The organism is Rhizobium sp. 1399, from assembly GCF_031455475.1.
Lineage (GTDB): Bacteria > Pseudomonadota > Alphaproteobacteria > Rhizobiales > Rhizobiaceae > Rhizobium.
Window position 1 is genome coordinate 1 of record NZ_JAVDSU010000022.1, and the last position, 17,564, is coordinate 17,564.

General features: G+C 60.7%; 14 protein-coding genes and 2 pseudogenes. 10 read left to right on the forward strand and 6 right to left on the reverse strand.

What is annotated here, in order from left to right:
- Both J2X71_RS36445 and J2X71_RS36450 read left to right on the forward strand, forming a co-directional pair.
- A pseudogene (locus J2X71_RS36445) lies at positions 1 to 147 on the forward strand (cytochrome c-type biogenesis protein CcmH); the annotation flags it as partial.
- 75 nt (positions 148 to 222) lie between these two features.
- Complete coding sequence (locus tag J2X71_RS36450) at positions 223 to 915, forward strand: CBS domain-containing protein (protein WP_310390258.1); 693 nt, start codon at positions 223 to 225, stop codon at positions 913 to 915.
- A gap of 39 nt (positions 916 to 954) precedes the next feature.
- On the opposite strand, the gene J2X71_RS36455 is transcribed toward J2X71_RS36450, so the two are convergent.
- The gene (locus tag J2X71_RS36455; RefSeq protein ID WP_310390260.1) at positions 955 to 1,176 is read right to left on the reverse strand and encodes a hypothetical protein; all 222 of its coding nucleotides are present in this window, start codon (positions 1,174 to 1,176) and stop codon (positions 955 to 957) included.
- Here J2X71_RS36455 and J2X71_RS36460 point away from each other — a divergent pair.
- A pseudogene (locus J2X71_RS36460) lies at positions 1,140 to 1,364 on the forward strand (ABC transporter); the annotation flags it as partial. The gene J2X71_RS36455 and the pseudogene J2X71_RS36460 overlap by 37 nt on opposite strands.
- A 79-nt stretch (positions 1,365 to 1,443) precedes the next feature.
- Here J2X71_RS36460 and J2X71_RS36465 read toward each other — a convergent pair.
- A complete protein-coding gene (locus tag J2X71_RS36465; protein WP_310390262.1) occupies positions 1,444 to 2,634 on the reverse strand; it encodes an ROK family transcriptional regulator in 1,191 nt (396 codons plus the stop codon).
- A 172-nt stretch (positions 2,635 to 2,806) separates the two neighbouring features.
- Between J2X71_RS36465 and J2X71_RS36470 the strand changes: the two genes are divergently transcribed.
- From J2X71_RS36470 to J2X71_RS36495, 6 genes are all read left to right on the forward strand, one after another.
- Positions 2,807 to 4,081: an ABC transporter substrate-binding protein gene (locus J2X71_RS36470; protein WP_310390264.1), complete on the forward strand. Its 1,275-nt coding sequence runs from the start codon at positions 2,807 to 2,809 to the stop codon at positions 4,079 to 4,081.
- Between the two features lie 69 nt (positions 4,082 to 4,150).
- Positions 4,151 to 5,035: a sugar ABC transporter permease gene (locus tag J2X71_RS36475; protein WP_310390266.1), complete on the forward strand. Its 885-nt coding sequence runs from the start codon at positions 4,151 to 4,153 to the stop codon at positions 5,033 to 5,035.
- Positions 5,035 to 5,886 carry a carbohydrate ABC transporter permease gene (locus tag J2X71_RS36480; protein ID WP_310390268.1) on the forward strand — a complete coding sequence of 284 codons (852 nt, stop codon included), beginning with the start codon at positions 5,035 to 5,037 and terminating at the stop codon, positions 5,884 to 5,886. Before J2X71_RS36475 ends, J2X71_RS36480 begins: the two co-directional genes overlap by 1 nt.
- Positions 5,887 to 5,938: 52 nt before the next feature.
- A complete protein-coding gene (locus J2X71_RS36485; RefSeq protein WP_310390270.1) occupies positions 5,939 to 7,084 on the forward strand; it encodes an ABC transporter ATP-binding protein in 1,146 nt (381 codons plus the stop codon).
- Between the two features lie 18 nt (positions 7,085 to 7,102).
- Complete coding sequence (locus J2X71_RS36490; protein WP_310390272.1) at positions 7,103 to 9,241, forward strand: beta-galactosidase; 2,139 nt, start codon at positions 7,103 to 7,105, stop codon at positions 9,239 to 9,241.
- Between the two features lie 51 nt (positions 9,242 to 9,292).
- Complete coding sequence (locus tag J2X71_RS36495) at positions 9,293 to 11,308, forward strand: aldo/keto reductase (RefSeq protein WP_310390274.1); 2,016 nt, start codon at positions 9,293 to 9,295, stop codon at positions 11,306 to 11,308.
- Positions 11,309 to 11,940: 632 nt separating this feature from the next.
- Here the strand turns inward: J2X71_RS36495 and lysA are convergent.
- Positions 11,941 to 13,212 carry a diaminopimelate decarboxylase gene (lysA, locus tag J2X71_RS36500; protein WP_310390276.1) on the reverse strand — a complete coding sequence of 424 codons (1,272 nt, stop codon included), beginning with the start codon at positions 13,210 to 13,212 and terminating at the stop codon, positions 11,941 to 11,943.
- Positions 13,213 to 13,363: 151 nt separating this feature from the next.
- Here lysA and J2X71_RS36505 point away from each other — a divergent pair, with 151 nt between their 5' ends.
- Positions 13,364 to 14,284 carry a LysR family transcriptional regulator gene (locus J2X71_RS36505; RefSeq protein ID WP_310390278.1) on the forward strand — a complete coding sequence of 307 codons (921 nt, stop codon included), beginning with the start codon at positions 13,364 to 13,366 and terminating at the stop codon, positions 14,282 to 14,284.
- 56 nt (positions 14,285 to 14,340) lie between these two features.
- On the opposite strand, the gene J2X71_RS36510 is transcribed toward J2X71_RS36505, so the two are convergent.
- From J2X71_RS36510 to J2X71_RS36520, 3 genes are read right to left on the reverse strand one after another with little or no spacing between them, the layout of a single operon-like run.
- Positions 14,341 to 15,402: a sn-glycerol-3-phosphate ABC transporter ATP-binding protein UgpC gene (locus J2X71_RS36510; protein ID WP_310390280.1), complete on the reverse strand. Its 1,062-nt coding sequence runs from the start codon at positions 15,400 to 15,402 to the stop codon at positions 14,341 to 14,343.
- A gap of 21 nt (positions 15,403 to 15,423) precedes the next feature.
- Entirely contained in the window at positions 15,424 to 16,278 is an 855-nt protein-coding gene (locus J2X71_RS36515) for a sugar phosphate isomerase/epimerase (RefSeq protein ID WP_310390282.1), read from the reverse strand.
- A gap of 31 nt (positions 16,279 to 16,309) precedes the next feature.
- Complete coding sequence (locus tag J2X71_RS36520) at positions 16,310 to 17,548, reverse strand: ROK family transcriptional regulator (RefSeq protein ID WP_310390284.1); 1,239 nt, start codon at positions 17,546 to 17,548, stop codon at positions 16,310 to 16,312.
- Between the last annotated feature and the right edge of the window lie 16 nt (positions 17,549 to 17,564).

The following is a 17,564-nucleotide window of genomic DNA, read 5'->3' on the forward strand; positions in this document are numbered from 1 at the left end:
GGCGCACCCGTGCTGCTGATCCTCGCCGGCGGGGCCTCGCTCATCGTCTTCGCCCGCAAGCGGGTAGGCAAACCCACCGGCAGCAAACTCACGGACGAAGAGCAGGCCAGGCTCGCCGAGTTGCTCAACCAGACACCGCGACTTTGACGGAGGTCAAGGTCAGTTCGTCCAAGCCGTCCTACTCTCATGGCACCAGATGTTTCCGGAAAGGGAGGTGCACGCATGCAGGCCAAGGACATTATGACGAGCAACGTGGTTTCGATCAGCCCTGCGGCAGGGATCCGCCATGCCGTCGCGGTGATGATGCAAAACAACATCAGCGGGCTGCCTGTCGTTGACGACGAAGGGCGGACCTGCGGAATTCTGACCGAAGGCGATCTGCTGTTGAGGCGCGAGATCCGGCTTGCGCCGCGAACCGCGCGTCATGCGGAGATCACGTCCGATGTCGATCTCGACCGCTACATTCGCGGCAACGGCTGGTCCGTCAGAGATATCATGTCACGCGACGTCATCGTCGCCAGCCCCGACAGTGAGGTCTCGGATATTGCCGAAAGCCTCGAGGTCCATCGCATCAAGCGTATTCCGGTCGTCGACGCCGGACGGCTCGTCGGGATCGTCAGCCGGCGCGATATCCTCGCTTTGATAGCGGACGCACCGACGCTCAGGTTACCGCGCGAGGATGACGCGATCCTCCTGGCCGTTCGAGCACGCCTGAAATACGATCTCGGCCTGACGCCGCAAAGGATCCGCGTCTCCGTCCATAACGGGCAGATCACTCTCGAAGGAAATGTGGAAACCGACTTGCAGCGTCGTGCCGTGCTGGCGCTCGTCGAGAATCTCGGATCGGGAGGCTGCCTCGATCGGTTGCAGCTTGCCGCAGGTTCAGATCCGGACAAGCGGTCGCAACAGGCTTAAGTCCAAGCCACTGATCCAGTCGCAGGCGAGGGGCTTCCGTCAGCCGCCGGCAGCCAATGCCTTGTCGAGTGCAGGACCGATGCCTGTCGACAGGGCCTTGTCGTCGATCGGGCCGACCTGCTTGAACAGGATGTGGCCGTCGCGGTCGATGACGAAGGTCTCCGGCACGCCGTAAACACCCCAATCGATCGCCTCCCTTCCGGTCGGATCGAGCCCGATGGCAGCGTAGGGGACTGGATGAGTTGATGTGCGATCGCACAACGATCGTGATCGCGCATCGGCTTGCCACAGTGCTCAAGGCGGATCGAATTCTGGTGATCGATGGCGGCCGGGTGATCGAGGAGGGGACACACGCCGCACTGATCCGCAAGGGCGGAGTATATTCCAAGCTTGCCGAACTGCAGTTCGACCTCTCGGAAGCAGCGGCTCTCAAGGAGCACGCGGCATGAGCATTGTCCCGATCGATCGCCCACGAGCTGAGAAGATAAGGCCTTTTGCCGCCAAACCTCTCCTATAGGGCGGCTCCTTCTATCCGAATACCTGGAGAGGTCTCGCGACGCCTCCAACCGATTCGAAATCGAACATTTTCTGAGTTACCAACGCTGCGGCGCCGCGTGCCCATGAATTGTCCTCCCAATCGGGAAGAATGGGGGGGGGCATCCTGAAGGTTCTAAGCGCCAGGGCCTCCCGCAGAGGCGCCAGGAAGTGTTCGCCGAGTGAAACAGCTTCTCCGCCCGCCACGACCACTTCCGGATCCGTCACATTGACGAGATTGGCGAGAGCCGTTCCGATGCCGCGCCCGGAATCCTCGACGATCCGCACAGCCGTCGGATCTTCTGCAGCAAGCGCCTGGCGCAGCTCGGGTGTGCCCAGATCCTGGCCCCCGCCATTCGCCTCGCGCCAACGCCGCACCATCGAAGCCTCGGAATGGTAGGCCATCAGGCAGCCGCGCTTGCCGCATTCGCAGAGGCGGCCATTCTCCTCATAGAGCGTGTGTCCGAACTTGCCCGCTGCACCGTTGGCGCCGCGATAGAGCTTGCCCTCGATGACGAGGGCGCAGCTGATACCGACGCCGACCGCCAGCACCGCCATGTTGCGATGCTGGCGGCCGAGGCCGAACAATTGCTGTGCGATGGCATAGGCATTTGTATCGTCCTCGAGCCAGACGGGAACATTCGCACGATTGGCGAGAAGGGATGCCAGCGGAACGTTGTCCCAATTGAAGCGGTGGCTTCTGATGCACATCGTCTGCTCGTGGTTGATGACGCCCGGCATCGATATGCCGATGCCTGTAAGCTTGGCATGCGTGCGTCCCGCAAGTCCGACGAGTCGGGGCACGGTTGCAGCCAGGAGGTCTGCGACATCATCCGGCACCTGGCTGGGCATCGGAATCCTGATGGCGGCGAGAGGGCTCGTCGCGAGGTCAGTCGCGACGCATTCCACCGTGTCGGCCATGAGCTTGAAACCGATCGCCAGCCCGTGCCCATAGTTGATTTCCACGGGGATTGGCCGACGACCGGTGAAGCTTGAAACCGCTTCTCCCTCGGTGACGATACCTTCCTCCACGAGATCACCGACGACGAAGGTGACGGCGGCGGGACTGAGCTGGGTGATCGTTGCCAATTCGGCACGGCTCTTCGGCCCTTCCTGCCTCAGCAGGTTCAAGATCAGACGGCGGTTCATGGCCCTGGCAGTCGTCTGGTCACCTTTGAGCTTCACGACTGAGTTCCTTTATTTTGTAAATAAACTATTGCGACGCTGCCTGATCTATGCATAACTTTGCCTCGTCGATCAACTCGGAATGTGGAGATCGACACGTTGAATGCTCGGCGTCGCCGTTGTGGAGGACGGTCGCCGGGACGTGTTGATCTGCTCAACTGGGAGGAATTCAATGGCATTTTCCAAGCATTTTTCGTCGACCACGCGCCGCACCTTTCTGAAGGGCGCAGGCATGGCATCTGCGGCCGCGGTTGCAGGCGGCTTCCCGATCCCGGCAATTGCCCAGGCCCAGGAAGTCAACGTGATTTCCGCTGAAAGCAACGGCAAGGCGCTCGAAGCGCTGAAGAAGATCGCCGAGGACTTCGGCAAGCAGGCCGGTACGAAGGTCGTCATCAACAATATGGACCACGAGGCCCACAAGACGGCGATCCGCAATTATCTGACGGCAGGTGCGCCGGATGTCTGCTTCTGGTTCTCGGGCAACCGCATGCGGGCCTTCGTCAAGCGAGGCCTGTTCGACGACATCTCGGACCTGTTCGAAAAGGAGAAATACAAGGACGTTCTCGGCGCAAGTACGGGCGCGGTTACAGTCGACAATAAGCAGTACGGTCTGCCCACCGGCGGCACGCTCTGGGGCATGTTCTACCGGAAGGATGTCTTCGATCAGAATGGACTGACGGTGCCGACGACGGCAGAGGAATTCGCGGCCTATTGCGACAAGGCCAAGGCGGCAGGACTGACGCCGGTCGCCATAGGCACGAAGGAGCTCTGGCCGGCCGCCGGCTGGTTCGATCAGATGAATCTTCGCATCAACGGGCTCGACAAGCACATGGCGTTGATGGACGGGCAGATGAGCTATCTCGACCCGGCCCTGGCGCCGGTCTTCGATCAGTGGGAAGCCATGATCAAGAAGGAGGTCTTCACCCCGAACCACACGTCGTTCGGCTGGCAGGAGGCGGCAGCGCTGCTCGCTCAGAAGAAGGCCGGAATGATGAACCTCGGCGCCTTCCTGCGCGCCGCCTTCACGGAAACGGACCTGCCGCAACTGTCTTTCGCACCGTTCCCGATCCTCGATCCCAATGTTCCCCGCTTCGAGGAGTTCTCGCTGAACTCGGTCCACATTCCGACGAACGGCAAGAACAAGAAGGGTGCGTGCGAATTCCTCGCCTATTTCTACAAGCCGGAAAATCTCGCGACCTATCTGGAGCCGGGCGGCAACGTGCCGCCGCGCAGCGACCTTCCGCCCAGCAAGGATCCGCTGGTCAATGCCGCAGTCGAATCCTTGAAGCAGGTCAAGGGAACCTCGCAATATTACGACCGCGACAGCGACCCGGATATGGCGCAGGCAGGCCTTGTGGGCTTCCAGGAATTCATGGCCAAGCCTGACCGTCGCCAGGCGATCCTGCAGCGCCTCGAAGGCACCCGCAAGCGTATCTACAAGATCTAGCTCTCCTCCCGGCGACCGGGGAGCGGAACCGCGGTTCCGCTCCTTCAATCCTCCAAGAGGTTCTGGACAATGTTGACGTTATGGCGCCGCCAGCGTTGGTGGCTCACCCCGACTATGCTTATCGCTCCGGCCATCATCCTGTTTTTCACCGTCATCCTGCTGTCGGCCGTCCGCAGCCTGTGGATCAGTCTCCACGACTGGGACGGAATGGGTCCAATGACGTGGATCGGTTTCGGCAATTATGTCGAGCTCTACAACGATCCGCAGTTCTACACGTCGCTGAAGAACAATCTGATCTGGCTCGTCATGTTCATGGCCGCGCCGCCGCTCGGGCTGGCGATCGCGCTGCTCGTCAATCAGAAGATCCGCGGCATGCGCTTTTTGAAGTCGCTGTTCTTCATTCCGCTCGTGCTCGCCTCCGTCACCGTCGGCGTGGTCTTTACCTGGGTCTACACACCCGAATTCGGGCTCCTCGCACTCGTCTTCAAGGCGTTTGGAGCAACGGCGCCTGCCGTGCTTTCGGACGAGCATTTCGTCACCTTCGCGATCGTCATCGCGGCACTCTGGCCGCAGATCACCTTCTGCATGGTGCTCTATCTCGCAGGTCTCAACAACCTGAGCGAGGAGCTTATCGGCGCCGGGCGCGTCGATGGCGCGAAGGGATGGAATATGCTCTGGCACATCGTGCTGCCGCAACTGACGCAGGTCACGTTCATCGCGATCGCCGTGACCGTTGTCGGTGCACTTCGATCCTTCGATATGGTGTCGGTGATGACGCGTGGCGGACCATTCGGCTCCTCGTCGGTGCTTGCCTACCAGATGTTCGAGCAGTCGATCTTCTCCTACCGCTTCGGATATGGCGCGGCGATCGCATCGGTCCTGTTCGTGATCATGGGGGTCTTCATCGCCTGGTATCTGTCGCGGATCATCCGCACCGAAGAAAGGGGCGGCTGATGTATCCTCGTCCAATTCCCGAGGCGGCCGTCTGGCATCGCCGCTTCTATTTCCTGGCCGTGCTCACCGTCCTTCTCCTGTGGCTCTGCCCGCTCTTCGCCATTATCCTGACCTCGTTTCGATCGACTGCGGACGTGATGGGCGGCAACCTCTGGGGATGGCCGACCGAGTTCGGCCTCGTCGACAATTACACCGCCGTCTTCACCCAGACGCCGATGGCGCAATATTTCCTGAACAGTCTGACGATAACGATCCCTTCGGTGATCGGCGTCCTGATTTTAAGCACGTTGTCCGGCTTCGTCCTGTCGAGATACCGGTTTCCGGGAAACATGCTCATCTTTGCGCTCTTCGTCGGCGGCAATTTCCTTCCTCACCAGATCATGATGATCCCGGTGCGCGACCTGATGGTGCGGCTCGACCTGATCGATACGACAACGGCGCTGATCATCTTCCATGTCGCGTTCCAGACCGGCTTTGCGACGCTCTTCATGCGCAACTTCATCGCAGCCCTGCCTGACGAATTGTTCCAGGCGGCAAGGGCAGAAGGAGCCTCGCCTTTCCAGACACTCATCCATGTCGCCGTTCCTCTCGTCCGGCCGGCACTGGCGGCGCTTGCCATCCTCCTCTTCACCTTCATCTGGAACGACTACTTCTGGGCGGTCGTCCTGACGGTGAGCGATTCCGTAAAACCGGTGACCGCCGGCCTTGCCAACCTTCGCGGCGAATGGGTCTCGGCCTGGAACCTCATCTCGGCCGGAACGATCGTCGTCGCCGTTCCGCCCGTGGTGATGTTCTTCCTGATGCAGCGACACTTCATCGCCGGCCTGACGATGGGAGCGGTCAAAGGATGAACGCGCTGAGGAATCCGGAAATCAGATCTTCAAAAGCAGAGAGCCAGGAAGCATGACCAGCCTCGAACTGCGACAGATAAACAAGAATTACGGCGCCTACCACGCATTGCGAGGGATCGATCTCTCGGTGGAGGAGGGCGAGTTCATCGTCATGGTCGGTCCGTCCGGCTGCGGCAAGTCGACCCTGCTCAAGACGATCGCGGGTCTTGAAGGCATCACCTCGGGTCAGATCCTCATCAACGGGCGCGATGTCAGCCGTGAGGAGCCGGGTGACCGCGGCATCGCGATGGTGTTCCAGTCCTATGCCCTTTATCCCCACATGACAGTCGCCGAGAACATGGGCTTCGGCCTTCGCATGGCGAAAAGACCGAAGGCGGAGATCGATGCGGCAGTTGCGCGCGCGGCCAAAATCCTTCGAATTACCGATCAGCTCGAAAAACGGCCGAAGCAACTGTCGGGCGGGCAGCGCCAGCGCGTCGCGATCGGTCGCGCGATAACGCGTTCGCCGGATGTCTTTCTGTTTGACGAACCGCTGTCGAACCTCGATGCGGCACTGCGCACGCAGATGCGGGTCGAGCTGTCTAGCCTGCATTCCGAGCTCGGTGCGACCATGATTTACGTGACCCACGACCAGGTCGAAGCCATGACCATGGCGAGCCGCATCGTGGTCTTGAACCAGGGTATTATCGAACAGGTCGGATCGCCGCTCGCGCTCTATCGAAATCCCGACAACCTGTTCGTCGCTGGATTCCTCGGCGCTCCCAGAATGAATTTCCTGTCCGTCACGGTGGACGAGGTCTCGGGTCGTCAGATCAGGGTTTCCGCGCCGGGACTTGCCCCTACGACGGTCGAACTCTCAGACCTTGCAGCGCTCCAGAAGGGTGCGAGCCTGACGCTCGGCGTGCGGCCGGAGAATATTTCGGTGGTCACGGATGGAGCAGAGAGCGGCGCAGTGAACGGCATCGTCCGACTGGTCGAGCATCTCGGCCGTGAAACGATCCTCTATGTCGATGCCGGCGAGCTCAGGACTGTCGCGTCGGAGAGCGGAACCGGAAACATCACCATTCAGCTCAGTTACGTCGCGCCGTTCAAGGCCGACCAGCCGGTGACGCTGAAACTCGACGCTGCCGAACTCTATCTCTTCACGCCTGACGGGGGCCGCACGATTAGCGCCCGCAAGGCAATCATCGACAAATAGATATCAGGATCGACGCCCGTGTCTGAAAACAAGTCTGCGACAATCTCCGCTTGGAATCCGGTCAAGACCGACCGCTTTCTCGTTGGCGCTCCGCACTATCCCGAACATGTCGATGAGAGCTATTGGGAGCGCGATGCCGAGCGCATGGCCAAAGCCGGTTTCAACGTCGTTAGGATGGCAGAATTTGCCTGGCATATTCTCGAACCCGAGCTCGGACGCTTCGACTTCGACCTGTTCGACAGGGCGATTGCCATCCTCGGAAAGCATGGCATCGATACGATCATGTGCACGCCGACGGCCACACCGCCGCGCTGGTTGACCGTCGCCCATCCCGAGATCCTGCGGGTGGATGGCAAGGGCCGGGTGATGAGCCACGGGTCACGCCAGCACTGCGACACCGCAAGTCCGGTGTTTCGCGAGCATAGCCGGCGTATCACGACGGCGATGGCGGAGCACTATCGTGACAATCCGCGTGTCGTCGGCTGGCAGACCGACAACGAACTCAACACCAGCATGCCCGAGAGTTTCTCAAGGGCGACGCTCAGCGAGTTTCAGGCCTTTCTCGCCGAGAAGTACGGCGCGATCGACAAGCTCAACCATGCCTGGGGAGGGGATTTCTGGGCGACCGCTTACCAGAGCTTCGACCAGGTGGTGCTGCCGATCGATTTCGGGCCGACCTTTCCAAGCCCCGGCCATGTGCAGGATTACCACCGCTTCCTGGCCTTCTCGACGGCCCGCTTCCAGCATGACCAGGTCGAAATCCTGCGCGCCGTCAAACCGTCCTGGTTCGTCTTCCACAATTTGGGCGGCCTGCGGGATATCGACTTCCGCGGACAGTTCACCGCCGATCTCGATTTCGTCGGCTACGACATCTATCCCATGCTCTACGACGAGTTCCAGCGTATCGGCAATCACGCCAAGGTCCAAGCGCTCCATCTCGACATCTGCCGGGGTTTCTCCGGCAACTATATCGTGCCCGAACAGCAGTCGAGCTTCGGCAGCCAGCCGGGCTTCTGCACCTTGACGCCGGAGCCCGGAGAGATGCGCCGAATGGCGATGTCGTCTGTTGCGCGCGGCGCCGATGGGCTGATGTTCTTCCGTTGGCGGCCTGCCCATTTCGGCGCCGAGATCTACTGGATGGGGATCATCGATCACGATGACATCCCGCGCCATCGCTACGACGAGGCGAAGCGCTTCGCGACCGAAATGACGGCGCTGCAAGACAGGATCCTCGGCACTTATGTGCGCATGGATGTCGGCATTGCCGGATCGGATTTCGACAATCAGGAGGCTCACAAGACCTATTCGATCGGTCTGCCGAGCCCACAGGACGACGCCGTCCTGCTGCATCAATATTGCTACGACCTGGGCATTGCCTGCGGGTTCATTCATCCCGAAGACGATCTCTCGAAGCTGAAACTCCTCTACGTGCCGCACTGGGTCATGTGGAAGGACGAATGGACGGAGCGCCTGAAGTCTTTCGCCGAAGAGGGCGGCACGGTGGTGTTCGGTGCCCGGACGGGGACGCGCGACGAGAACAACCACGTGATCAGGGAGACGGCGCCGGGCACGTCGCTTTCGAAGCTGACGGGCGTGCGGGTGGAAGATTTCGGCCGGCTTGCGGCCCCTGGCGCCAAGGGCCTGTTTGAGGTCATGGAGCGATCCGGCGGCCTGGTCGTGCCGCCGAACAGGCCGGCGGAATCCCACCGTCGCGAGCGCCGCTTCAAGATCGGCAATCGTGAACTCACCGCCGGATATTTCTACGAAAACCTGAGCGTCGACGATGATGTCGAGGCGATCGCCATCTGGTCGAACCGATACGCCGACGGAAGGCCGATGGCGACATCCAGGAAGGTCGGCAAGGGCCGCGTCATCTATCTCGGCACCTATCTCACGCCCGATCTGACGGAGGCATTGTCGGAACGCCTGTTTGGGGATGCCGGGATCGAGCCGCTGGTCGCCGACTTGCCCGAGGGTGTCGAGGTGACGATGCGCATGAACGAGGATCGTCGCCTTCTCTTCATCCAGAACTACACGGACAAGCCCGCCACGATCGCTCGGGTTCCCGCCGGCGCCGATCTTCTCGACGCCGGCAAGCCGGTGGATGGTGCGCTTGCGCTCGACGGCTACGGCTGCGCCGTGGTGCAACTCTCCTGAAACACACCGCGGCCGGAAACGCCGTTGGCTCGACAGGCTTAGGAAAACGATATGACCGATACGGATAGAATTCGCTGGGGCATCCTTGGCCCTGGCCGGATTGCGGGCGATTTCTTCGCGGGCGTTGCTCAATCAAAAACTGGCCGCGTGGAGGCGATCGCCACCCGCGACCCGGATCGGCCGGGGCTGGCCGAGCGCTTCTCCGGTGCACGGATCCTTGCCGGCTACGACGCTCTTCTGGCGGACAAGGAGATCGACGCCGTCTACATCTCGACACCTCACCCGACCCATGCGGAATGGGCGATCAAGGCGGCGAAGGCCGGAAAGCACGTGTTGTGCGAGAAGCCGATCGGCCTTTCGGCAGCCGAGGCCGAAGCCATGCAGGCCGCTGCACGTGCAGTCGGGACCTTCCTTGGCGAAGCCTACATGTACCGATTGCATCCTCTGACGCTGAGACTGATCGAGCTTCTGGAGGAAAAGGCGATCGGCGACGTCCGCATGGTCAAGTCGAGCTTCGGTTTTGCCAAGCCGTTCGAAGAAGACCACAGGCTGTTTGCAAACGATCTCGCGGGTGGCGGCATCCTCGACGTCGGTGGATATCCGGTTTCGATGGTGCGGCTGGTTGCGGGCGTCGGCCAGCCGAACGGCCTCATCGAGCCCGACCAGGTGTTCGCCGTTGGACATCTCGGCTCGACGGGCGTCGACGAATGGAGTGCTGCCATCCTGCGCTTCCCGAATGGCATCGTCGCCGAAGTCGCCTGCTCGGTATCACTTACGCAGGACAATGTCCTTCGCATCTTCGGCACGGCCGGTTCGATCGAGATCGATCATTTCTGGTTCGCTGCGGGCAAGCAGGGCGGTACCGCCGTCATCAGGCTGTTCGACGCCGCCGGAAATCGAAACGACATTCCTGTGGAAGAACCCAGGCACGTCTACAGCTTCGAGGTTGACGCTGCAGCAGAGGCGATCAAAGCTGGGCGGGGCGAATTTGCCTATCCCGGGATGACGGCCCTCGACACACTTGGCAATCTCAAGGTGATGGACAAGTGGCGCGCCGGCATCGGGCTGGAATACGCCCTTGAGACACCCGCCGTTCGGACGAGGACGCTGACCGGCGAGACGCTCCGGCGCAAGGACGTGATCGTACCGCGCGGCCACATTCCCGGCATCGAGAAGGAAAGCTCGATGCTGGCGCTCGGCATGATGCTGTTTTCAACTTTCCCCGCCGCTTCGATCGTTCTTGACGAATTCTTCGAAGCCGGCGGCAATCTCATCGACACCGCCTTCCAGTATGGGGGAGGAACGCAGGACCGGCTCATCGGCGAATGGGTCCGCAGCCGTGGCGTCAGGAGCGATGTGGTGATCATCGAGAAGGGCGCGCATTCGCCGCTCTGCTATCCCGACGTCATCGCCAAGCAACTGACGGCAAGTCTCGAACGGATGCAGACCGACTATGTCGACGTCTACTTCATGCATCGCGACAATCCCGACATACCGGTTGGCGAATTCGTCGATGCCATGGATGCGGAAGTCAAGGCAGGTCGCATCCGTGGGCCAATCGGTGGATCGAACTGGACCCGCGAGCGCATGGACCAAGCGATCGATTATGCGGAGCGTACCGGCAAGACGAGGCCTAGCGTCCTTTCCAACAACTTCTCGCTCGCGGAGATGGTCGATCCGGTCTGGCCAGGATGCATCGCTTCGTCGAACGGAGCCTGGAAGAATTGGCTGAAGGAGCGGAAGGTGGTCAACTTTGCCTGGTCCAGCCAGGCGCGCGGTTTCTTCACCGACAGGGCGGGGCGTGAGAAAATGTCGGATGGAGATCTGGTCCGTGCCTGGTATTCCGAATTGAATTTCCAGCGAAAGGCGCGGGCGGAGGAGCTTGGTCATCGCCTCGGCAAGGATCCGATCCAGATTGCACTCGCCTATGTCCTGCACCAGCCCTGGCCGGTCATTCCCCTGATCGGTCCGGCGAGCCTTGCGGAACTTCGCCATAGTCTGGCGGCCTCCGCGGTCCGGCTTTCGCCCGAAGAAGTGCGGTGGCTCGAGAATGGCGAACGGGCTTGATCGAAAATAGAATCCGGAACCGCTTCCGGTCGTCAGCCAGAAGGATTGCATGACGCCAGACGTGCTCGTCTGGGGCGGCTGGCAGGGTACGAGCCGGAGCAATCTGCTGCTATCGTCAAGAAACTCCTGGAAGGGGAGAACGTCTGGCCATTCGGATGTGAGCGAGCTTGACAAGCGCGCTCGTCGATGAGAACAAAGAGCGAACCAACGGGAAGGTGAGCATTCATGATACGTTTCGCGCCGAAGATAGAGCAGGACGCTGCCCCAGCAATCAAAATTGCAAAGCCGAACGCCAAGATACGATCCGACATCGAGCTCTCGGACACTTCCAGCGCTGCCGTTAAGAACGAAACCGACAAGATAGACGGGCAGGCTGCCACGACGACATCAGGACCTGCCGGGCCTGCCGCAAAACTCCTTGAGTTATCAGGCGAGGAGCTCCCTGCGAAAGGCAGAAAGCCGGGTTCCCGGAAGCGCAAAGAGGCAACAAGCCCCAAGCCACCCGAAGTCAGCAAGCGGGGGCGCGATCAACGCGTTGGCGATTTGCTGCTCGACCTCTGACGATAGGCTTCGAGTACCCGTGCGGAAGGGCGTTTGCGCTTTTTTGTAATCCTGCCTGGATTTTTCAGGGCTCACGCCGCATCCGTAGAATGAGCCGCGATCAATTCCAGCTCGCAAAGCTCATCGATAGTCTGGCGACGGCGGATAAGCCGGGAGTTCTCCCCGTCCATGAGATATTCGGCAGCGTGAAGCCGGCTGTTGTAGTTCGACGACATCGACGCGCCATAGGCACCCGTTCCGTGGAAAACGAGCAAGTCGCCGACCTCGGCAGGAGGGAGCGCACGCGTCTCGACCACGCCATCGGCCCCTTGCGTGAATACGTCGCCCGATTCGCAGAGCGGGCCTGCTACGACAGTAGGGCGTAGCTTAGATGGGCTGAGGCTTCGACCATCGTGCGGGAGCACCGAGATCTCGTGGTAGCTGCCATAGAGGGCAGGGCGCATCAAGTCGTTGAAACCGGCGTCAACGAGGGTGAAGTGATTTCTGCCAACCTGCTTGGTGGCGCGGACCTCGGCCAACAGCGAACCGGCTTCTGCCACCAGGAAGCGCCCCGGCTCGATCTCCAGGCGCACGGCATGGCCGAGCCTGCGTTCTGCTTGCCTGCGCACGCTGTCCCACAAGCTGAAATAATGCGCGGCATCGATCGCCCTGTCCCCGTCGCGATAGGGAACTGACAGGCCACCCCCGGCAGAAATCGCCTCGACATCGTGATCCAGATCGCTCAGGAGACCGGTCATCGCATGACAGACCCGCTCGAGATGGCCGTAGTCGACGCCGGAGCCGATATGCAGGTGAAGCCCGACGAGATGCAGGCGATAGCGGCGAACCAATTCGACAGCCTTGTTAAACTCCGCATGCCAGATACCATGCTTGCTGTTTTCGCCACCCGTATTTGTCTTGCTGCTATGGCCGTGGCCGAAACCCGGATTGGCGCGAAGCCAGACGCGGTGACCGGGCGACAGCTCCCCGAGCTGGTGCAGCATGTCGATGGAGCCGATATTCACCTCAACCTTGTCGTTGACGACGCGGCGCAAAGTCGGGCGGTCGAAAATATCGGCGGTGTAGACGATGCCCGCAGCACCTGAGAGGGTAGGGCCGGCGGAAAATCCGGCCCGCTGCGCGCGATCGATTTCGCCGAGAGACACGGAGTCCACAAGCACACCTTCCTCACGCATGAGGGAGAGGATGTGGATGTTGGAGCACGCCTTCTGCGCATAGCGGATCACGTCGAAGGCGCCGAGCTGCCTTATCCGATCGCGGATCGTCGTCGCGTCGTAGACCCATAAGGGCGTCCCATGCTGGTGGGCGAGAGGGGTGAGGTCATTGGCAGAGATGATGGGCATGGCGCTGATTGTCCGTAGATGGCAGCCCTCCGAACCGAAAGATCGTTTCAAGTTGGGCAATGGGGATTTCACGTACGGGTTGACCACGAAACCGGGCATATGAAAAATATCAATTTTTCCAAACTATATTCAATTGTGATATGAGGTGGGCATGGCTGTTACCCTACGGCATATCGAGGTCTTCAGGGCGGTGATGACGACAGGCAGCGTCACGAATGCGGCCGCTATGCTCAGCACCTCCCAGCCGACGATCAGCCGGGAGCTGGCACGGTTCGAGCATCTCATCCAGATGAAGCTTTTTGAGCGTGTGCGCGGCCGCCTCCGCCCGACTGCGCACGCTCTGCAGTTGTTCGAGGAAGTGCAGCGCGCCTATTTCGGGCTGGACCGGATCATCAGGACGGCGGCGTCGCTGCGCCAGTTCGAGCAAGGGCAGCTCTCCATCATATGCCTGCCGGTCTTTTCTCAATCGCTCCTGCCGCAGACTTGCCGGTATTTCATCGAGCGGTTCCCGAACGTGGGCATCAGTATCGTTCCGCAGGAGTCGCCTCTGCTGGAGGAATGGTTGTCGGCGCAACGCTATGACTTCGGACTGACGGAGGTCGATCATGTCCCGCAGGGTACGGAGGTAACCCCACTCCTGACGCTCGACGAGATTTGTGTGCTGCCGGACGCTCACCCGCTTCTTGAAAAGACCGTTCTCTCACCAGGTGATTTCGAGGGGCAATCCTTTGTCAGCCTGTCGGCGATGGATTGCTACCGGCGGCAGATCGATCAGATTTTTCGAAACGCCGGCATCAGGCGGCGCATGATCATCGAGACCCATAGCGCGGCATCCGTCTGTTCGATGGTGCGGGAGGGAATTGGTCTGGCCATCGTCAATCCCCTGACGGCCCTGGATTATGCCGGCCACGGCCTACATCTTCGCCGGCTATCGTTCTCGATCCCTTTTTCCGTCAACATCGTGCGCCCGATCCATCGGCCGCAGTCGCAGCTGGTCGAGGTTTTCGGGACCGAATTGGCCCGGCAAGCAGGGCTGATCGAAGCCCGGCTTGCCACCCTCATTGATCCCTGATGACTTCGTGAAGGCGCATAAGATAGCGGCGTGTACCGATGCCCTGTCACACGTCATCAGTTCAGCACCGGTTCGCCAGCCGTGATGCGCTGCTCGCCCTCGTCGAACAGGTGGACGGCATCATGGAGCGGAGCAATCCGCAGCACGTCGCCGGGGGCTGCTCTGATCCGCTCCCGGAAGACGCAGCTGATCGTCTGCGTGCCGAGACGGGCAACCACCAATGTCTCGGACCCCGTCGGCTCGACAACGGCGGTTGTCACTTCGATGCCGTCGGGGTCGAGTGTGATATGCTCAGGACGAATGCCGTAGGTGACGGCGCCGGACGGGCGCCGCTCGCTCGGCAGGATAAGCCCGTCTTCAGTTCGGAAACCTTCATTCGTCATGCTTCCCTTGACGAAATTCATGGCGGGAGAGCCGATGAAACCGGCAACGAAGAGATTGTTCGGGCGGTCGTAGAGTTCGAGCGGCGAGCCCGACTGTTCGATCAGGCCGTCCTTCATCACTACGATCTTGTCTGCCATGGTCATCGCCTCGATCTGGTCGTGCGTGACATAGATCGTCGTGGTCTTCAGCCGCTGATGCAGTTCCTTGATCTCGGATCGCATCTGGACGCGGAGCTTGGCATCAAGGTTCGACAGAGGCTCGTCGAACAGAAAGACGGCGGGATCCCGGACGATCGCGCGGCCCATGGCAACACGCTGCCGCTGGCCGCCTGACAACTGCTTCGGATAGCGCTCCAGGAGCGCCTCCAGGCCCAAGATCTTCGCGGCATTGCCAACGCGCCGATCGATCTCAGTCTTCGGCATACGCTTCAGCCGCAGCGAGAAGCCCATATTCTTGGCGACCGTCATATGCGGGTAAAGCGCATAGTTCTGGAACACCATGGCGATGTCGCGATCCTTCGGTGCCAGCTCGTTGACGATATGCTTGCCGATCTGGATCTCGCCCGAGCTTATATCCTCCAGACCGGCGATCATTCTGAGAAGGGTGGATTTGCCGCAGCCGGAGGGGCCGACGAGGACGACGAACTCGCCATCGCGGATATCGACCGATACGCCTTTGATGGCTTTGAACGCGCCATAGTCCTTGCGCGCATTGTTCACTCTAACATGAGCCATTTTCGTCCTCCCCGGTCGCGCTCAAAGCTTGTTCAAGACGTTTCTGAGGTAGGCGAGCCCAAGGCGTTCACCTTCTTTTCGCGCCTCGAGATCCTTGCCCGGCCATCCATAGGCGGCGTCCTCGTGCTCGATCGAAAGGGTGCCGTCAAAGCCGTTGGTCCGTGCCTGACGCAGGAAGCGCGGCCAGTCGAGAAGGCCGTGGCCCGGCAGCTTGTATTGCCACCAGCCCTTGCCGTGATAGCCGACCGCTTGTTGTGTGGCCGCATCGATTGCGGTGTCCTTGGCGTGCAGAATGGCGATGCGGTCCTTGACCGCGTCCATTGCGGCATAGGGATCGACGCCGATGCGGATGAGGTGCGAAGGATCGAATTCGAGACCGAAGCGCCGGTCGGGTATGCGCCTGAAGAGTTCCTGCCACCCCTTCGGCGTGGTTCCGACGAAATTATCCTTGGGCCCCGGCCAGTTTTCGATCGCGAAGACGAGACCGCTCGACGTCGTCTTGCCAATCAGCCGGTTGGCGAAATCGGCAAAATCATCGTAATTGGCTTCGTCGTCGGCATTGTCGTTACGTCCGGGAAAGATCACGAAGATTGGCACGCCCGCTTCGCCGATCGCTTCGGCAAATTCCTCCGTGCGGGCGCGAAGTTCGCCGCGTTTGCCGCTGTCGGCATCGAGCTGATTGCCGAAATAGGTGACCGAGGAGACGAAGAGGTTTTGGTCGCGGGCAAGTGCCACCGCAGCCTGCACCTTGTCCGGCGTCTTGATATGGCCGCCGACATCGATTTCGATTGCGTCGAAACCGGCCGAAGCAGCGAAATTTACCACTTCTTCTAGCGGCCGATCGTTGAATGTCGACGTATAAAAACCAATCCTCATCAATATCCTCCCAGCGGCCTTGCCGGCTGTTTCAGTTGTTCAGGCGATCCATGAATTTGAGGGGCGAACGGGTGCGTTGAACGGCGTCCGCGGATGCCAGCATCAGCGCCGCCGCCATCGGCATCGCCGCAGCACCGAGCGCCGAAGCGTCCTCGCCGATCGAGGCACGATGCAGCGAAGGCAGAGTGGTGTCTCCGGCCGTCAGATGTTCGTGAACGTAGCGGAGCAACTCGTCGATCATGCGGATCGGCAATCGGCCGCCGATGATGATGGCATCGGGATCGACGATCATGCCGATATGCTTGACCGCAACGGCAAGGTGAGCGCTCATTTCCTTCAGCCACTTCGACACCAGAGCCTTGCCACGTGCATCGAGTGTGAGAAGGTCCTGAGGCACGCTTGCATGGACGCCATGTTCGCCAAGAAACTTGTAGAGAAAAAACATCGTCACCATCTCGCCGAGAAGATCGACTTTCGGCGCGGTCTTGTCCCGGTCGTCGGCAATCGGCAGCCATCCGATTTCGCCGCTCAGCGCCATGGCGCCGCGATGGCCGTTGCCGTCGAGAACGAGCCCTCCGCCGAGACAGGCATTGATGGCGATATAAAAGAAACTGCGGCTTTCCGCCCCGAGGCCGTAGTCAAGCTCGGCAAGTGCTGCGGCATTGGTCTCATTTTCGATGAAGACCGGATGCTGGGTCAGGTTTTCGATTGCTGCGCGTACGTCGAATTCCATCCATTCCGAATAATCGTCGGGCATGCCGAGGAAAGGGATCTCTCCGAGCCAGTCGGGCATGGCGAGCCCGATGCCGGCCAGGTGCGCGTCGTCGATCAGGCGGCTTCGCTGGAAATGCGATATCGCATCGGCCGTCAGCTGCATGAACTCGGCCGGACGCACATAGCGTTTTTCGTGGTGGACCCGGGCACGCACGTTGCCGACGGCATCCACAGCGACAATCGTCAGGTGATCGCGATCGATGTTGATGCCGATTGCAAAGAACGCATCGGGGTTGATCTCGAGCTCGATTGCCGGCTGGCCCCTCAGCCCATGCCGCCGGCGAGCTTCGATGATCAGGCCCTCGTCGAGCAGACGATCGACGATCCGGGCGATCGCCGGCTTCGTGAAACCTGTCTGCCGGGCAATCTCGGCGCGCGAAATCGGCGCCTGCCGATGAACGCAACGCAGCACGACGGCTCTGTTGTGCTCGCCCGCATCCTCGACATTGGCCCCCGTCAGATCGGGGGACAGTCTGGCGCCGTTCATCTGGTTCATGGATTGAGATCCTCTA